The sequence below is a fragment of the Janthinobacterium sp. P210006 genome (genome assembly GCF_036231885.1).
GTDB lineage: Bacteria > Pseudomonadota > Gammaproteobacteria > Burkholderiales > Burkholderiaceae_D > Janthinobacterium > Janthinobacterium violaceinigrum.
In genome coordinates, this window is the sequence record NZ_JAZARD010000005.1 from 395,516 (window position 1) to 411,658 (window position 16,143).

Annotated in this window: 16 protein-coding genes and 1 other RNA gene; 10 read left to right on the forward strand and 7 right to left on the reverse strand. The window is 61.5% G+C overall.

The window, feature by feature from the left end; translation table 11 throughout:
- The first annotated feature begins 16 nt into the window (after positions 1-16).
- Positions 17-259 (forward strand): hypothetical protein, encoded by a 243-nt coding sequence (locus VPH41_RS25065; RefSeq protein ID WP_328571875.1) that lies wholly within the window; start codon positions 17-19, stop codon positions 257-259.
- Positions 260-534: 275 nt separating this feature from the next.
- Here the strand turns inward: VPH41_RS25065 and VPH41_RS25070 are convergent, their stop codons facing one another.
- Positions 535-837, reverse strand: a complete 303-nt coding sequence (locus VPH41_RS25070; protein ID WP_152284769.1) for an HNH endonuclease — start codon at positions 835-837, stop codon at positions 535-537.
- Positions 838-1,810: 973 nt separating this feature from the next.
- Here VPH41_RS25070 and VPH41_RS25075 point away from each other — a divergent pair.
- A complete protein-coding gene (locus VPH41_RS25075; protein ID WP_328571876.1) occupies positions 1,811-2,137 on the forward strand; it encodes a hypothetical protein in 327 nt (108 codons plus the stop codon).
- Positions 2,138-2,243: 106 nt separating this feature from the next.
- A complete protein-coding gene (locus VPH41_RS25080) occupies positions 2,244-2,666 on the forward strand; it encodes a hypothetical protein (RefSeq protein ID WP_070259160.1) in 423 nt (140 codons plus the stop codon).
- 114 nt (positions 2,667-2,780) lie between these two features.
- Here VPH41_RS25080 and VPH41_RS25085 read toward each other — a convergent pair whose 3' ends face one another.
- The 6 genes from VPH41_RS25085 to VPH41_RS25110 all read right to left on the reverse strand — a co-directional run bounded on the left by VPH41_RS25085 (position 2,781) and on the right by VPH41_RS25110 (position 6,715).
- Positions 2,781-3,272, reverse strand: coding sequence for a site-specific integrase (locus VPH41_RS25085; RefSeq protein WP_328571877.1), 492 nt, complete (start codon positions 3,270-3,272; stop codon positions 2,781-2,783).
- 293 nt (positions 3,273-3,565) lie between these two features.
- Positions 3,566-3,926: a transfer-messenger RNA gene (gene ssrA, locus VPH41_RS25090) on the reverse strand.
- Positions 3,927-4,009: 83 nt separating this feature from the next.
- Positions 4,010-4,714, reverse strand: a complete 705-nt coding sequence (locus VPH41_RS25095) for an HAD family hydrolase (RefSeq protein WP_328571878.1) — start codon at positions 4,712-4,714, stop codon at positions 4,010-4,012.
- Positions 4,715-4,782: 68 nt separating this feature from the next.
- Entirely contained in the window at positions 4,783-5,478 is a 696-nt protein-coding gene (gene ubiG / locus VPH41_RS25100; RefSeq protein WP_151093171.1) for a bifunctional 2-polyprenyl-6-hydroxyphenol methylase/3-demethylubiquinol 3-O-methyltransferase UbiG, read from the reverse strand.
- A 134-nt stretch (positions 5,479-5,612) separates the two neighbouring features.
- The gene (gene ompA, locus VPH41_RS25105; protein WP_071078971.1) at positions 5,613-6,323 is read right to left on the reverse strand and encodes an outer membrane protein OmpA; all 711 of its coding nucleotides are present in this window, start codon (positions 6,321-6,323) and stop codon (positions 5,613-5,615) included.
- Positions 6,324-6,487: 164 nt separating this feature from the next.
- Positions 6,488-6,715, reverse strand: coding sequence for a hypothetical protein (locus VPH41_RS25110; protein ID WP_152284021.1), 228 nt, complete (start codon positions 6,713-6,715; stop codon positions 6,488-6,490).
- 264 nt (positions 6,716-6,979) lie between these two features.
- Between VPH41_RS25110 and gyrA the strand changes: the two genes are divergently transcribed.
- The 7 genes from gyrA (at position 6,980) to aroA (ending at position 16,136) form a co-directional block, all read left to right on the forward strand.
- Positions 6,980-9,658 (forward strand): DNA gyrase subunit A, encoded by a 2,679-nt coding sequence (gene gyrA / locus VPH41_RS25115; protein ID WP_328571879.1) that lies wholly within the window; start codon positions 6,980-6,982, stop codon positions 9,656-9,658.
- Between the two features lie 105 nt (positions 9,659-9,763).
- Entirely contained in the window at positions 9,764-10,348 is a 585-nt protein-coding gene (locus tag VPH41_RS25120; RefSeq protein ID WP_152284023.1) for a DUF2059 domain-containing protein, read from the forward strand.
- 26 nt (positions 10,349-10,374) lie between these two features.
- On the forward strand, positions 10,375-11,466 hold the full coding sequence (serC, locus tag VPH41_RS25125; RefSeq protein WP_152284024.1) for a 3-phosphoserine/phosphohydroxythreonine transaminase: 1,092 nt from the start codon (positions 10,375-10,377) through the stop codon (positions 11,464-11,466).
- A gap of 83 nt (positions 11,467-11,549) precedes the next feature.
- Complete coding sequence (gene pheA / locus VPH41_RS25130; RefSeq protein WP_328571880.1) at positions 11,550-12,620, forward strand: prephenate dehydratase; 1,071 nt, start codon at positions 11,550-11,552, stop codon at positions 12,618-12,620.
- 128 nt (positions 12,621-12,748) lie between these two features.
- The gene (hisC, locus tag VPH41_RS25135) at positions 12,749-13,855 is read left to right on the forward strand and encodes a histidinol-phosphate transaminase (RefSeq protein ID WP_328571881.1); all 1,107 of its coding nucleotides are present in this window, start codon (positions 12,749-12,751) and stop codon (positions 13,853-13,855) included.
- A gap of 4 nt (positions 13,856-13,859) precedes the next feature.
- Positions 13,860-14,765: a prephenate dehydrogenase gene (locus tag VPH41_RS25140; RefSeq protein ID WP_328571882.1), complete on the forward strand. Its 906-nt coding sequence runs from the start codon at positions 13,860-13,862 to the stop codon at positions 14,763-14,765.
- A 15-nt stretch (positions 14,766-14,780) separates the two neighbouring features.
- Positions 14,781-16,136, forward strand: a complete 1,356-nt coding sequence (gene aroA, locus VPH41_RS25145; RefSeq protein WP_328571883.1) for a 3-phosphoshikimate 1-carboxyvinyltransferase — start codon at positions 14,781-14,783, stop codon at positions 16,134-16,136.
- Positions 16,137-16,143 lie beyond the last annotated feature (7 nt).

The following is a 16,143-nucleotide window of genomic DNA, read 5'->3' on the forward strand; positions in this document are numbered from 1 at the left end:
ACGACGAGGAGACATCATGGACAAACCCGAATTCATCCTGGCCGCCAAGGCCATGGAAACCCTTGAGATGTATCAAACGTTTTACGGTAACTCCAGCGAATACCAAGCGCACCAGCAGGAAGTCTTGAAACTGCTGCGCCACAAGGGCGCCTCCCTGCTGGTCTCCGAACATGGCCCGGCCAAGTTCTTGCTGGCATTTGCCGATGCGCTGGAAGCGGCGGGGCAGCCGGGCGAGTATGTGCCGTTGAACCGGCGATAGGATGCAGAGGCTGGCGCTGTTTGACGGCGCCAGAGAACGGCGACCTGACAAATCGCTCCCGCCATGCTTTTGCCGCTGTGCAGGTTAAAACCGAAGTGGCACACGTACCCGTCTCGATCGAGGCTGCAGGAGATATTCTCCTTGTTTCGCTCACGATAGCCTTTATCCGGGCTGCAGCGGTCTTTCGAATCGGGAGCCATGAAGGGCTGCTTCGGGGGATTGGACGGAGCCGATTAGCACTCTGAATCGCCACCCGTAGCTTGAGACCGGGATTCTCAGCGCGGGAATTTATACCGTACCAGCAACGAAGGTCCTTTGCCGCCTGGGGGAGTCAGCAGTATCTCGTCACCCGGCTTCATTTCCTCATACATCACCGTGCAACAAGTCGGCATCGAGTGGCCGCGCGCGGGATAAATGCCTACGTCGGTGTGCAGGGCCGCAGCGCGTACGTCCACGCTGGTCTTGCCCGCCTTTTCTTCTTCTTGCAGCAGCTTGCGCAGTGCGGTGACGAAGTCCCCTTTGCTGAGTCTTGCAGGTGCCTGGGTGGTTTGCGGGCGAGCGGTTGTGTCGTTTTTCATGGCAGTTTTCTTCAGTGTATACATTCCGCCACTATATCATTGGGTCCTAATGTTGCAGTCAGCCGGGCGAGCTAGCGAGGGCCAGGTCTGCCATTCGGACACTGCCTGAACGGCTGATCTTGTCGTTCGGAAAAACCGCCTGCGGCGCAAAACCTAGTCAGAGGAATCGGAGGGGGTTGCGCTTGCAAGCGCAACCCGGTTTTGCGGCTATCGGACGAGCAGTGCTCGTCCCCCCCGCGTCCGTGCCGGACGCGGATTCGCTGCCCGCGTTCTGCATGCATGGAACAAATAAAAAGGGCCTCCCCGTCGAAACGGGGAAGCCCTTTTTATTTGTTCGGTGGTGGAGACGGCGGGAATCGAACCTACCGTAAACTTAGATTTTTTAGGCATCTTGAAGGTTTTGCTGGCAAAATGCAGACAATCAACCCGCAACGGCAGCTGTCGGCCAGAAGCAGACGTTCACGTTGATGTGACAATGCGTGACTTTTCTCGCTTGGTAATTCGTTATGCTCATAGGCCGCAGGCGGCCAACTCCATACATTGACCAGCTCCTCAAATCAGTTTTTCGCACAGTCCGATCATGACCACATTGCGTAAAGCAATTATCTTGGCAATCTTTTTTGCGATGATAGGCGCTTGCGCAGCGATGTCATATGCAGCACCGTGGACGGACATATCGTGGCGGCACGCGTTGCTTTGGACAGGTTCCTTCGGTTGTCTCGGATTCTTACTCGGGGGGATATACGCTTTCGATCCGAATTCCGACTTGAAGATCAAGTCCAGTGCAATCGGTCGGATGTCATTCGGAGTCATAGCTTCGTTAATATTGTCCGCTTTGTGGCGCTGGCCGCTTGAAGGCGTTGCGCTCGCAAGCCTTATTGGTGCTGTGCTTGGGTATTTAGGCATGATGTGGGCAAAATTTGCCGACTTTTGACGATAGGGATCAATGTCTGCAACGGGGCGGAACCTGCAGATGACTGCAACCGGCCAGAAGCAGACCTTGTGGCAGCTATGCTTTTATGGACCCAAAACCAAGGACGACATGGTGTACCTAGCACTAACTCCACGAGGTTTGCGAGAAATTTTGGACTACTCAGAGGCGACCAAGACTCCTGTATGGTGCAGCGCGGATGCATTGTCAGAAGCAGAATTTGAGAAGCTTGAGCGCGGCAATGTCACTCGTTTCACTTACTCCCTCACGGATGCCGACCAGACGACGATTCACGGGGCACTTGCGACTATCGAGGAGCATCACCCCGGCGTGCGGGTTTGGATTGAAAGCACTGTGTTCGGGGCCTGAACACGCCTTCGACAGTCTGCTTTGGGGCGGAACCTGCAGATGACTGCAACCGGCCAGAAGCGGACAGTCGGCAATTGACCAATTAAGCTTTACTCAGAAAGTCAGCATGTCTCACCGTGATCCTTTTGATGTTATTTCATCCACCGTTGATCTGGATGATCCGGTAGAGCACGGTGATGCTCAACGCTTTATGGTTAACGCCCTGGCTCGGGTGATCGAATGTCTACCCGTTACCGCGCAGTCTTCTGTTTTGGCTGCTAAACGATATCTTGAGGGCGCGGCAACGGATAGCGAGGCCTTAGCTGTCCGGGTGAGGCTTTGGGAGACCATCCGAGGACGCGATATGTCGGATGACCCTGAGGTGTTGCGTATCAGAACCACGATTTGTGCGCTGCACGGCATGGACGCTGAAGCACCTTACGACAAGTTGGAATACTTTCTGTTTTTTTGGGAGCGCAGCGGCTTAAGCATGGTTGAGCTAGCTGGAGCTATGTTCGACACATACGGCGTTGTTTATCACGACGCTTAATCGGCTGCGGTGGCATATGTCGAATGCGTCAGATCTATGTCTGCTTCGGGGCGTTTCCTGCCCCTCAGTCAGGATAGGTAATGTTGCATGACAGCCAGCCGATAGACGTAATCCTTAAAGACCGAACACAATTTCCGCTTTTGATCCGGCCGCCTGATCTGCATCCGGCATCCAACGCCCATATACCCTGGCAATCATTGTCCAATCAGCATGCCCCATCTGCTTTGCTACCCACATTGGGTACTCACCTGCTGAGAGCATCATGCTGGCATAGGTGTGCCGCGTTTGATAGGGGTTTCGATACCGCACGCCAGCGTTTTGCAGGATGCCGGTCCATAAAGTCTTGCGGATCGGCTGGTCCCCCTCCCAGCGCCGCTCCAGGCGTGGATTTTGAAAAACCTCCTTGCCTTTTGCCCAGGTGAATGCTTTTTGTTCCTGCAGCGCATGCATGGCACGCTCCAGCAGCTTGACCTCGCGGCGGCCGGCGTTCGTCTTGGTGCTCTCCGCCACCTTGGAGTGCTGAGTGAGGGCGCGCGTCACCATCACGACGCCGCGCACGAAGTCTACGTCTGCCCAGTCCAATGCCACCAGCTCGGACGTGCGCAAGCCGGTCCAGAAGGAAGAGGTGTGAGGGTCAGGTCCGCCATTCGTACACGACCTGAGCGGCTGATCTTGTCGTTCGGAAAAACCGCCTGCGGCGCAAGAGCTAGTCAGAAGAATCGGAGGGGGTTGCGCTTGCAAGCGCAACCCGGTTTTGCAGCGCCGAGCTGCGCTCGCCGAAGTCCCGCAAAACCCCCGCGTCCGTGCCGGACGCGGATTCCATGCCCGCGCTCTGCATGCATGGAGCAAATAAAAAGGGCCTCCCCGTCGAAACGGGGAAGCCCTTTTTATTTGTTCGGTGGTGGAGACGGCGGGAATCGAACCCGCGTCCGCAAGCACTCCACAGACAGTTCTACATACTTAGCACTATCATTTAATTTAACTCAGCCAGCACGGATGTGCACGTTATGGGCAAGCGAGTTACCTATTATTTAGTCGGACGCTAAGTAACCCAGCATACGACGAGTCCCTGTAAATGACTCTAGAGCTTTTGACGGCCCACCCCAGGGACGAGGTGTTCTAGAGCTAACAGCGATTAAGCTGCCAGTGCGTACGAGTTATCGTTTGCAGTTAAGTTTTTTCAGGTTGTATTTACGAGGTAGCCCGCCCTCGGTATGCCCTGCGCTGCTTTGCAACCCACGTCGAAACCAGGTCGTCCCCACAGAACCTTCATTGTAGCGCAATCTTCACACTCTTGCATGATGCATTCGTAGAGCGGCGCGACAAGTACGGTCTATGCGGATCTACGCCGCCAGATGCCCGTCCTGCGCCGCCTTCACTACGCCCGTCACCAGCTCGAGCAAGGCTTGCGGCGTGTCCAGCAGGTGGTCGGCGTTCCAGTGCTGCGGTTCGACGGGGCCGCAGTAGCCCCAGGCGCAGGCTACCGTGCGCATGCCGGCGGCGCGGCCGGCCTGGATGTCGCGCAGGTCGTCGCCCACGTACCAGCAGTCTTGCGGCGCCAGGTCCAGACGCCGCGCCGCTTCCAGCAGGGGAGCGGGGTGCGGTTTCGGGTGGGGCATGGTGTCGCCCGAGATCACGCAGCCGGCCGCGCCCAGGCCGATCTGGCCCACCAGCGGGTCGGTGAAGCGGGCAGCCTTGTTGGTGACCACGCCCCAGGCCAGGCCCAGCGCCTGCAGGCCGTCGAGCATGGCGGGGATGCCGTCGAACAAGCGGCTTTCCACGGCCAGCGCCGCTTCGTAATTGTTCAGGAAGCCGTCCTTCAGGGCTTCGTAGCCGCTTTCGCCCGGTTGGACGCCATAGGACGCGCCGATCATGCCGCGCGCGCCGGCCGAGGCGGTGGGGCGCAGGATCTCATACGGGGTGGGCGCCAGGCCGGCGCGCGCGCGCAGCAGATTGATGGCCGCCGCCAGGTCGGGCGCGGTGTCGGCCAGGGTGCCGTCGAGGTCGAACAGGATGGCGCGCGGGGCTGGCAGAGGGGCTGTAATCATGGCGGGCAAAGTGTGTCAAGTAGGAATGAAAAACGGCGGCCGCAGCCGCCTTGTATTGTGCGTGATGGTTACAGCGGCCGGGTGCAGGCCACCAAATAATTGACGCTGGTATCGCTATTAAGTGAGTAAATCTTGGTCAGCGGATTGTAGCCCATGCCGCGCATGCTGTTGACGTCCAGGCCGGCGCTGCGCACGTATTGCGACAGTTCGGCGGGAGTGATGAACTTGTCATAGTCGTGCGTGCCTTTCGGCAGCAGGCGCAGCAGGTATTCGGCGCCCAGGATGGCGAACAGATACGCTTTCGGGTTGCGGTTCAGGGTCGACAGGAAGACGTGGCCGCCCGGTTTTACCAGCGCGGCGCAGGCTTTCACGATGGCGGCGGGGTCCGGCACGTGCTCGAGCATTTCCATGCAGGTCACGACGTCGTACTGGCCCGGCTCTTCCTCGGCCATGGCTTCGGCGGCGATCAGCTTGTAGCGCACCTTGGCGCCCGATTCCAGGCTGTGCAGGTCGGCCACTTTCAGGGCCTTGTCGGACAGGTCGATGCCCGTCACGTCGGCACCCTTGCGGGCCATCGATTCGGCCAGGATGCCGCCGCCGCAGCCGATGTCGATCACGCGCTTGCCGGCCAGCGGCACTTTCGCGTTGATCCATTCCAGGCGCAGGGGGTTAATTTCGTGCAGGGGACGAAACTCGGAAGTGGGGTCCCACCAGCGGTGGGCCAGCTCACTGAATTTTTGGATTTCAAGAGGGTCGGCGTTCATAGGTCGAATAATAGCGGCAATTTTACAATTGGGCAGCCACGGACGAAAAAAAACCCCGCCGTGGCGGGGTTTTTTCATGCTGGCCTTGACTTGCGCGATGACTTGCGGCAAGCCCCAGGCTGGCGGTTCAGCGATTACTTGTTGCGGGTACCAACAACTTCGATTTCCACGCGACGGTTTTTCGCACGGCCTTCGGCAGTTTTGTTGTCAGCAACAGGTTGTTTCTCGCCTTTGCCTTCGGTGTACACGCGGTTGCTTTCAACGCCTTTGGAGACCAGGTAGGCTTTGACAGCATCAGCACGACGTACCGACAGTTTTTGGTTGTAAGCATCGGTGCCGACGGAGTCGGTGTGACCCACAGCGATGATGACTTCCAGGTTGATGCCGCCCAGTTGTGCGGACAGCTCGTCCAGCTTGGCTTTGCCTTCTGGCTTCAGCGTCGCTTTGTCGAAATCGAAGAATGCATCAGCAGCGAAGCTGACTTTTTCCGAGGTAGGAGCAACAACGACTGGCACTGGTACGACAACGACTGGTGCCGGTGCTGGTACGACTGGTGCTGGTGGAGCTACGCATTTGCCGTCTTGCAGGGTTTCTGGCTCTACGCACAGTGGCACGTCGCAACCTGGCACCGCGTCAGCAGGTGTCCAGTAGCCGGTACGCCAGCACAGACCGAATGGGTCACGCACGATGACGCCGCGAGCATCTTGCACGTAAGCGCTTTTTGGGCTTGGTGCCTTGATGTCAGTGGTAACTGGCGCGAACGGTGGGGAGGTTGGGGTTTGGGCCGAAGCCGAGCCAGCAATCACTGCGGATGCAGCGAAAAACAGCGTTACAAATTTATTCATTCTTTTTTCCTTTCGGGGGGTGATATCCGCAGAACAACACTGCGCTACTGGTGCTACGTGCCAAGATTTTATCATGTAGACCATATGCGCTCGTTTCAGATTGCGAAACTAGCAATTAACTTCCCAGTCATTTTGCCACACGCATCAGGGGCGCACGACCGTGGTTAAATCAAAGCTTGCCCGATTTTAGACCGTGCGTTGTTTTTGCGCAACGAAAATGCCCATTTGTAACGCGGCTGTAACAATTGATCGCTTTTTTTGCCTCTTTTCAGGGCAGGTATCTTGAACTGGTATTGCCATTGTGCATTATCGGCAGGCCGGCATGCACGCCGCCGGTGCAAACTGACAATATTGTCGGCATGGCCAATTTGTACAGGGAGCTGGGCGCGCATGCTAAAATCGTGCGCTTGACTGTTAAGAGTGTCGAGCAAATGCCCACGGCGGCACGGCATGGCCAGCACGTACCCCTGCGGTACGCGTACTGGCCGTACCGCCAGCCCGCCGATTTGTGCAGGCACTCTGCGACATGGAAGCCGGGCCGCGCCAGCAGCGCGCGGCGCGGCGTCCACGACGACAGCCGCCTAGGATATGCAGTATTGCGTCATACATTGCGTAACAGATAAGTTAACCACAGCCTGAGATCAGTCGAACCGCCAATGGATCAATTCGCAAAAGAAACAATTCCTATTTCCCTCGAAGAAGAGATGCGCAAGAGCTACCTCGATTACGCCATGAGCGTGATCGTCGGTCGTGCCTTGCCCGATGCGCGTGATGGCTTGAAGCCAGTGCACCGCCGCGTCTTGTTCGCGATGCATGAAATGAATAACGTGTGGAACCGCCCTTACGTCAAGTGCGCCCGCGTGGTCGGCGAAACCATGGGTAAATACCATCCCCACGGCGATGCCTCGATCTACGACACCTTGGTGCGCATGGCGCAAGATTTTTCGCTGCGCTACATGCTCGTCGATGGCCAGGGCAACTTCGGTTCCGTCGACGGCGACGGCGCCGCGGCGATGCGTTACACCGAGTGCCGCCTGGACAAGATCGCCAGCGAGCTGCTGGCCGATATCGACAAGGATACCGTCGACTTCCAGCCCAACTACGATGGCAAGGAAAAGGAACCGACGGTCTTGCCGACGCGTATCCCCAACCTGCTGATCAACGGCTCGTCCGGTATCGCCGTCGGCATGGCGACGAACATTCCGCCGCACAACATCACGGAAGTCATCGACGGCGCGCTGCACGTGCTGCGCAACCCCGAGTGCACGATCGATGAATTGATCGAGCTGATCCCGGCGCCCGATTTCCCGACGGCCGGCATCATCTATGGCGTGTCCGGCGTGCGCGACGGCTACCGCACGGGCCGCGGCCGCGTCGTGATGCGCGCCAAGACCCACTTCGAAGAATACGGCAAGGATGGCGGCCGCATCGCCATCATCGTCGACGAGCTGCCATTCCAGGTCAACAAGAAATCCTTGCTGGAACGCATCGCCGAAAACGTGCGCGACAAGAAGCTCGACGGCATTTCCGACATCCGCGACGAGTCCGACAAGTCGGGCATGCGCGTGGTGATCGAGCTGAAACGGGGCGAAGTGCCGGAAGTGGTGCTCAACAACCTGTACAAGCAGACCCAGTTGCAGGACACCTTCGGCATGAACATGGTGGCCCTGGTCGACGGCCAGCCGAAGCTGCTGAACCTCAAGCAGATGCTGCAATGCTTCCTGTCGCACCGCCGCGAAGTGGTCACGCGCCGCACCGTGTTCGAACTGCGCAAGGCGCGCGAACGCGGTCACGTACTGGAAGGCCTGGCAGTCGCGCTGGCCAACATCGATGACTTCATCGCCATCATCAAGGCCGCGCCGACGCCGCCGATCGCCAAGGTCGAGCTGATGGCCAAGGCCTGGGATTCGTCCGTCGTGCGCGAAATGCTGGCCCGCACGGGCGACGGCACGACGCCGGGCGGCGTGGACGCCTACCGTCCGGAAAACCTGCCGAAGCACTACGGCATGCAGACGGATGGCCTGTACAAGCTGTCGGACGACCAGGCGCAGGAAATTCTGCAGATGCGCCTGCAGCGCCTGACCGGCCTGGAGCAGGACAAGATCGTCAACGAGTACAAGGACGTGATGGCACATATCGCCGACCTGCTCGACATCCTGGCCAAGCCGGAACGCGTCACCGTCATCATCACCGATGAAATGACGGCGGCGAAGAACGAATACGGCGCCGGCAACAAGGACGTGCGCCGCTCGCAGATCGAACTCAATGCCACCGACCTGGAAACGGAAGACCTGATCACGCCGCAGGACATGGTCGTGACCCTGTCGCACACCGGCTACATGAAGGCGCAGCCGATCACCGAATACCGCGCGCAGAAGCGCGGCGGACGGGGCAAGCAGGCGATGGCGACGAAAGAGGAAGACTGGATCGACCAGCTGTTCATCGCCAACACGCACGACTACATCCTGTGCTTCTCGGATCGCGGCCGCATGTACTGGCTGAAGGTATGGGAAGTGCCGCAAGGCTCGCGCAATTCGCGCGGCAAGCCGATCGTCAACATGTTCCCGCTGCAGGACAACGAAAAGATCACCGTGATCCTGCCGCTGTCGGGCGAGAACCGCACGTTCCCGGAAGACCATTACGTGTTCATGTCGACCAGCCTCGGTACCGTCAAGAAGACGCCGCTGAAGGACTTCAGCAATCCACGCAAGGCCGGCATCATCGCGGTCGACCTGGACGACGGCGACTTCCTGATCGGCGCCGCGCTGACCGACGGCCAGCACGACGTGATGCTGTTCTCCGATTCGGGCAAGGCAGTGCGCTTCGACGAAAACGACGTGCGTCCGATGGGCCGCACGGCGCGCGGCGTGCGCGGCATGAACCTGGAAGAAGGCCAGCACGTGATCGCCCTGCTGGTGGCCGAGAACGAGCAGCAGTCGGTGCTGACGGCCACGGAAAACGGCTATGGCAAGCGTACGCCGATCACCGAGTACACGCGCCATGGCCGCGGCACGAAAGGCATGATCGCCATCCAGACCAGCGAGCGCAACGGTAAAGTGGTTGCCGCGACCCTGGTCGATACCAGCGATGAAATCATGCTGATCACCACCGGTGGCGTGCTGATCCGCACCCGCGTGTCGGAAATCCGCGAGATGGGCCGCGCGACGCAGGGCGTGACCCTGATCGCCGTGGAAGACGGCACCAAGCTGTCCGGCCTGCAGCGCGTGGTGGAGACGGATATCGACGAAGTCGAGCTGACGACGGAGGCGGGCACGGATGCCGCGCCGGCGGCGGCTGAACCAGCCGATCCTGTCGACCCGGCCCAGCTGGAGTAAGATGATTGGGGCTCTTTCGGGAGCCCCAATTGCTATTGGCGCGCCAGTTGCGGCGCCAGCCTGCGTTTTCCAGCTGTTCCCCGCTTTTGTAAAGTCCCGCATGCCATGAGAAAAATCGTCGCCACCTTCTTCGCCGCGTTTTCGCTGGCCTTCCTTGCGACCCTGCCGGCCCTGGCCCAGAACGCGCAAGCCACGCCCGCCCGGCAAGCCGCGCCCAGCCCCGCCATGAAAGTGGCCGTGCGGCGCATGCTCGATGCGATGCAGTTCCCGCAGCTGACGCGCAGCATCTTCGACCAGATGCTGCAATCGGTGCCCGCCATGATCCGTCAGTCGGCACTGCAGCAGATCAGCAGCAACCCGAACCTGGACGAGCAGCGCAAGGCGCGCGCGCTGGCCAGCGCCGAGGAGGAAATCCCCGTCGCCATCGCCACCCTGACGCAGGTGCTGGCCGATCCGACCCTGATCGACGAACTGGCCGCCGAAATGGTGCCCCTGTACGCGCGCTTTTACACGGTGCCCGAAGTCGAACAGCTGACGACTTTCTACAAGACGCCGCTGGGGCGCAAGATGCTGGCCACCATGCCGCAGCTGTCGGCCGAATCGATGGCCATCAGCCAGCGCGTGCTGATCCCGCGCGTGAATGCCGTGCTTGACCAGGTCATGCGGGCGGCCACGCAGTCGCCCCAATAATTCCCATTTTTGCCAAGGATAGCCTCGTGACCCATATCTATAACTTCTCCGCCGGACCGGCCGTACTGCCCAAGGAAGTGCTGGCGCAAGCGGCCGCGGAAATGCAGGACTGGCATGGCAGCGGCATGTCGGTGATGGAAATGAGCCACCGCGGTCCTGAATTCATCTCCATCTACCAGCAGGCAGTGGCCGACCTGCGCGAGCTGCTGGCCGTGCCCGCCAACTACAAGATCCTGTTCCTGCAGGGCGGCGGCCTGGGCGAGAACGCCATCATTCCCATGAACCTGGCGGGCCTGGCCGCGCAGCAGCCGGCCACCGTGGACTTCGTGCATACGGGCTCGTGGTCCGGCAAGTCGATCCAGGAAGCGGCCAAGTATGCCAACGTCAACGTGGCCGCGTCGTCCAGGGCGGCCCGTTTCACGGGCGTGCCGCCGGTCGCCGAATGGCAGCTGACGCCGGGCGCCGCCTACCTGCACATCTGCACGAATGAAACCATCGATGGCGTGGAATTCCAGCAGGCGCCAGACGTGCCGGCAGGCACGACCATCGTGGCCGACATGTCCTCGCACATTCTGTCGCGCGTCATTGATGTGTCGCAATACGGCGTGATCTTCGGCGGCGCGCAGAAAAACATCGGCCCGGCCGGCCTGACGGTCGTCATCGTGCGCGAAGACTTGCTGGGCAAGGCGCTGCCGATCTGCCCGTCCGCTTTCGACTGGACCATCGTGGCCGAACATGAGTCGATGTACAACACGCCGCCCACCTACGGCATCTATATCGCCGGCCTGGTTTTCCAGTGGCTGAAACGGCAAGGTGGCGTTGCAGCCATGGAACAGCGTAATATTGAGAAAGCGGCGCTGCTGTACGCGGCGCTCGATGCGGACGACTTCTACCAGAACCGGGTCGAACCGGCCTACCGCTCGCGCATGACCATCCCGTTCTATCTGCGCGACGAGAGTCTGAACGACGCATTCCTGGCCGGCGCCAAGCAGCGCGGCCTGCTGCAACTGAAGGGCCACAAGTCCGTCGGCGGCATGCGTGCATCGATCTATAACGCGATGCCGATCGAGGGCGTGCAAGCCTTAGTGAATTATCTGAACGAGTTTGCCGGACGCTGAGTCGCCTAGACGACCGCGCCGGCCCGCCGCCGGCGCAGGCCGCGCGGCAATGATTGAAGTACAGCTGACGAAACAAACCAACCATGACCGATAAATTGAAACCGCTGCGCGAACAGATCGATGCGATCGACGCGCAAATCCTCGACCTGCTGAACCGCCGCGCGCAAATCGCCCAGCAAGTGGGCCACGTAAAAGCCGAGACGCAGGCGCCCGTGTTCCGTCCCGAACGCGAGGCGCAGGTGCTGCGCGGCGTGGCCGAGCGCAATCCCGGCCCCATGGGCGACCGCGAAGTGCAGACCATCTTCCGCGAAATCATGTCGTCCTGCCGCTCGCTGGAAAAGCGCGTCACCGTCGCCTATCTGGGCCCGGCCGGCACCTTCAGCGAACAGGCCGTGTACCAACAGTTCGGCAGCGCCGTCGAAGGCTTGCCGTGCGCGTCCATCGATGAAGTGTTCCGCTCCACCGAAGCGGGGACAGCCGACTTCGGCGTGGTGCCGATCGAGAATTCCTCGGAAGGCGCCGTCAACCGCACGCTCGACATGATGCTGCAGACCAGTCTCATCATCAGCGGCGAGGTGGCCATCGCCGTGCACCACAGCCTGATGACGAAGAGCGGCAACATGGATGGCGTCACGTCCATCTGCGCCCATTCGCAGGCGCTGGCCCAGTGCCAGGTCTGGCTGAATCAGAACTACCCGCACATCGAGCGCCGCGCCGTGGCGTCGAATGCCGAAGCGGCCCGCCTGGCCGGCGAAGACGGCACGGTGGCGGCGATTGCCAGCGAACTGGCGGGCGCGCAGTACAAGCTGGGCGTGGTCAAGGGCCATATCCAGGACGACCCGCACAACCGCACGCGCTTTGCCGTCGTGGGGACCTTGCAGACGGCGCCGTCGGGCAAGGACCAGACTTCGCTGGTGCTGGCCGTGCCGAACAAGGCGGGCGCCGTGTACCAGCTGCTCGCGCCGCTGGCGAAACACGGCGTGTCGATGACGCGCTTCGAGTCGCGCCCGGCGCGCATGGGCAGCTGGGAGTATTATTTCTATGTCGATGTGGAAGGTCACGTGCACGATGCGGCCGTCGCCCAGGCGCTGGCTGAATTGCAGGGTAATGCGGCCTTCTTCAAGGTGCTGGGATCGTATCCTGTCAGTCTGTGACGTCGACGGTGGTGTCGGATTACGGCCTGCAGCCTGATCCGGCCTACAATAAGCCGTCGCCTGGGTTCGCGCAGCGTAACCCGACAACAGCCACCAGCCTAATCATTCACCAACTTTTAAAGAACACCATGTCTAAAAATATCGGTCCAGAATACGTCCGCGCCATCGCCCCTTACCAGAGCGGCAAACCGATCGCGGAAGTCGCGCGCGAATTCGGCCTCGACGAGGCAGCCATCGTCAAGCTGGCGTCGAATGAAAACCCGTACGGCATGCCGGAATCGGCCAAGCAGGCGATGATCGCCGCCATCGATGACCTGGGCCGCTACCCGGACGCCAACGGCTTCGAGCTGAAAGCCGTGCTGTCGAAGCGCTATGACGTGCCGGCCGACTGGATCACCCTGGGCAACGGCAGCAACGACATCCTGGAAATCGCCGCGCACGCGTTTGTCGAACACGGCCAGTCCGTCGTGTACTCGCAGTACTCGTTCGCCGTGTACGCGCTGGCCACGCAAGGCCTGGGCGCGCGCCACATCGTCGTGCCGGCGCAAGCCTATGGCCATGACCTGGACGCGATGGCGGCGGCGATTGCCGACGACACGCGCCTGGTCTTCATCGCCAATCCGAACAACCCGACCGGCACCTTCCTGACGGCCGCGCAGCTCGAAGCGTTCCTGCAGAAAGTGCCGCAGCACGTGGTGGTGGTGCTGGACGAAGCCTACAACGAGTTCCTGTCGGCCGACGACCAGTACGAATCGACGGCCTGGGTGCGCCAGTATCCGAACCTGGTGGTCTCGCGCACCCTGTCGAAGGCCTACGGCCTGGCCGGCCTGCGCATCGGCTTCGCCATCGCCCAGCCGGCGCTGACGGACCTGATGAACCGCATCCGCCAGCCGTTCAACGTCAACTCGCTGGCGCAGGCAGCAGCGATCGCGGCCCTGAACGACAAGGACTTCCTCGAGCAGAGCGCGCGCAACAACGCGGCAGGCTACCAGCAGTTCACGGAAGCGTTCGCGCAACTGGGCCTGGAATACGTGCCGTCGCACGGCAATTTCGTGCTGGTGAAAGTGGGCGACGACGACGGCGCCGGCGCGAGAGTCAACCTGGCCTTGCTGAAACAGGGCGTCATCGTGCGCCCCGTGGGCAGCTATGGCTTGCCGCAGTGGCTGCGCATCTCCATCGGCCTGCCGCAGGAAAACGCCATCTTCATCGCCGCGCTGACGAAAGCGCTGGCCTGACGATATGACGACGCCTGCACTGAAAAAAATCGTCATCTTCGGCGTAGGCCTGATCGGCGGCTCGTTCGCGCGCGCCTTGAAGCATGCGGGCGCGGTGCAAACCGTGGTCGGCATGGGCCGCTCGCCCGCGTCGATGGCGCGCGCGCTGGAGCTGGGCATCATCGACGAAATCGGCGGCGACATGGCCGCGGCGCTTGCGGGCGCCGACCTGGTGCTGCTGGCCGCGCCCGTGGCGCAGACGGGCGCCATCCTGGCGTCCATCGCGCCGCACCTGCAGCCCGGCACCATCGTCAGCGATGCGGGCAGCACGAAAAGCGACGTGGTGGCGGCCGCGCGCGCGGCGCTCGGCGGCAAGGCGGGGCAGTTTGTGCCTGGCCACCCGATCGCGGGACGCGAGACGAATGGCCCCGATGCGGCCATCATCGACCTGTATCAGGGCAAGAAAGTGGTGCTCACGCCGCTGGCGGAAAATAGCGCGGCCGATGTGGAGCGGGTGGCGGCCGCGTGGCGCGCCTGCGGCGCCATCCTGCACACCTTGAGCCCCGAAGAACATGACAAGGTGTTTGCCGCCGTCAGCCATCTGCCGCACCTGCTGGCCTTTGCGCTGGTCGACGACATCGCCAGGAAGCCGCATGCGGGCCTGCTGTTCCAGTACGCGGCCAGCGGCTTTCGCGACTTTACGCGCATCGCCGGCTCATCGCCGGAAATGTGGCGCGACATCAGCCTGGCCAACCAGCCGGCGCTGCTGCACGAACTCGATGCCTACCTGGCGCAGCTGACGACCCTGCGCGCCCACCTGGCTGCGAACGACGGCGCCGCCATCGAGGGCGTGTATGCGCACGCCCAGCACGCGCGCCAGCAATGGATCGAGGCGATCGAAACGGCGGAAGCGCCCGCGCCCACACAATAATTGAAGGATTCCAGCATGACCCAGACCAAGCAATACCCCCACCACATCGACTTGACGCCCGTGATGCATGCCGAAGGCACGGTGCGCCTGCCCGGCTCGAAAAGCATTTCCAACCGCGTGCTGCTGCTGGCCGCGCTGGCCAAGGGCACGACGAAGATCATCGACCTGCTGGCCTCCGACGACACCTTCGTCATGCTCACGGCATTGACTTCGCTGGGCGTCAAATGGACGCAGGATGAATTGACGGGCGATCCGGCCACGGCGCACCAGGTGCATCACGTGGAAGGCTGCGGCGGCGTTTTCCCGCACCACGAGGCGGACCTGTTCATGGGCAATGCCGGCACGGCCATCCGTCCGCTGACGGCGGCGCTGGCCGTCATCGGCGGCGACTACACGCTGCACGGGGTGTCGCGCATGCACGAGCGTCCCATCGGCGACCTGGTCGACGCGCTGAACGCCGTCGGCACGCAGATCGAGTACACGGGCGAGCAGGGCTTCCCGCCGCTGCGCATCCGGCGCGGCCACATCCACGCGCAGCGCATCGCCGTGCGCGGCAACGTGTCGAGCCAGTTTCTGACGGCCCTCCTGATGGTGGCGCCGCTGATGGCGCGCGACCATGCCGTGACCATCGACGTCACGGGCGAGCTGATCTCGAAGCCGTACATCGAGATCACCCTGAACCTGATGCGCCGTTTCGGCGTGACGGTCGAACATGACGGCTGGCAGTCGTTCACCGTGCAGCCGGGCCAGCAGTACCAGAGCCCGGGCACCATCCACGTCGAGGGCGACGCCTCGTCGGCGTCCTACTTCCTGGCGGCCGGCGCCATCGGCGGCGGTCCCGTGCGCGTGGAAGGCGTGGGGCGCGACAGCATCCAGGGCGACGTGCGCTTCGTCGAAGCCTTGCAGCAGATGGGCGCGACCATCACCATGGGCGAGAACTGGATCGAAGCCCGCTCGAACGGCGTGCTGAAAGCCGTCGACATGGATTTCAACCACATCCCCGACGCGGCCATGACGATCGCCGTGGCCGCCCTGTATGCGGACGGCACTTCGACCCTGCGCAATATCGCCAGCTGGCGCGTAAAAGAGACGGACCGCCTGGCTGCCATGGCCACGGAGTTGCGCAAGCTGGGCGCGGAAGTGGAAGAGGGCGCGGACTACCTGCGCGTGACGCCGCCGGCGCAGATTCTGGCTGCCACCATCGACACGTATGACGACCACCGCATGGCCATGTGCTTTTCGCTGGCCTCGCTGGACGGCGCGGCGCGGCGCGGCAATGAAATGCGCATCAACGACCCGAAATGCGTGGCCAAGACCTTCCCCGAGTATTTCGCCGCGTTTGCGGGGATTGCGAAGGACACCTTAATTTAATTGATCA